This is a genomic window from Endozoicomonas sp. ISHI1, assembly GCF_024606225.1.
Taxonomy (GTDB): Bacteria; Pseudomonadota; Gammaproteobacteria; order Pseudomonadales; family Endozoicomonadaceae; genus Endozoicomonas_A.
The window spans coordinates 1-1,154 of sequence record NZ_JAGRPU010000141.1; the positions used below are offsets into that span (position 1 = coordinate 1).

1 rRNA gene is annotated in these 1,154 nt (G+C 53.3%); it reads right to left on the minus strand.

What is annotated here, in order from left to right:
- Positions 1 to 1,154 (minus strand): 23S ribosomal RNA (locus tag KBW69_RS23415); the annotation flags it as partial.

Sequence of the window (1,154 nt, forward strand, 5' to 3'; positions counted from 1 at the left end):
CGTCTCGCAGTCAAGCTGGCTTGTACCATTACACTAACCGCACGATGTCCGACCGTGCTTAGCCAACCTTCGTGCTCCTCCGTTACTCTTTGGGAGGAGACCGCCCCAGTCAAACTACCCACCACACAATGTCCCCGATCCTGATAAAGGACCTGGGTTAGAACCTCAATATTGCCAGGGTGGTATTTCAAGGTTGGCTCCATGCAGACTGGCGTCCACACTTCAAAGCCTCCCACCTATCCTACACAAGCAACATCAAGATCCACTGTGAAGCTGTAGTAAAGGTTCACGGGGTCTTTCCGTCTAGCCGCGGATACACTGCATCTTAACAGCGATTTCAATTTCACTGAGTCCCGGGTGGAGACAGCGTGGCCATCGTTACGCCATTCGTGCAGGTCGGAACTTACCCGACAAGGAATTTCGCTACCTTAGGACCGTTATAGTTACGGCCGCCGTTTACCGGGGCTTCGATCAAGAGCTTCTCCGAAGATAACCCCATCAATTAACCTTCCGGCACCGGGCAGGCGTCACACCGTATACGTCCACTTACGTGTTAGCACAGTGCTGTGTTTTTAATAAACAGTCGCAGCCACCTGGTATCTTCGACCAGCCTCAGCTTACGGAGCAAGTCCGATCACCAAAGCCGGCGCACCTTCTCCCGAAGTTACGGTGCCATTTTGCCTAGTTCCTTCACCCAGGTTCTCTCAAGCGCCTTGGTATTCTCTACCTGACCACCTGTGTCGGTTTCGGGTACGGTCCCTTTTGACCTGACGCTTAGAAGTTTTTCCCGGAAGCCTGGCATCAATCACTTCCTGACCTTGGTCAGTTCGTCATCAGTTCTCGGCGTTCTCTATTAGAGAGGAACCGGATTTGCCTGATTCCACCGCCTACGACCTTAAACCCGGATAACCAACACCGGGCTGACCTAGCCTTCTCCGTCACTCCATCGCAGTCAAAAGGGGTACAGGAATATTAACCTGTTTCCCATCGATTACGTCTTTCGACCTCACCTTAGGGGCCGACTCACCCTGCGCCGATTAGCGTTGCGCAGGAACCCTTGGTCTTCCGGCGAGGGAGCCTCTCACTCCCTTTATCGTTACTCATGTCAGCATTCGCACTTCTGATACCTCCAGCCCACCTCCCGGTTGACCTTC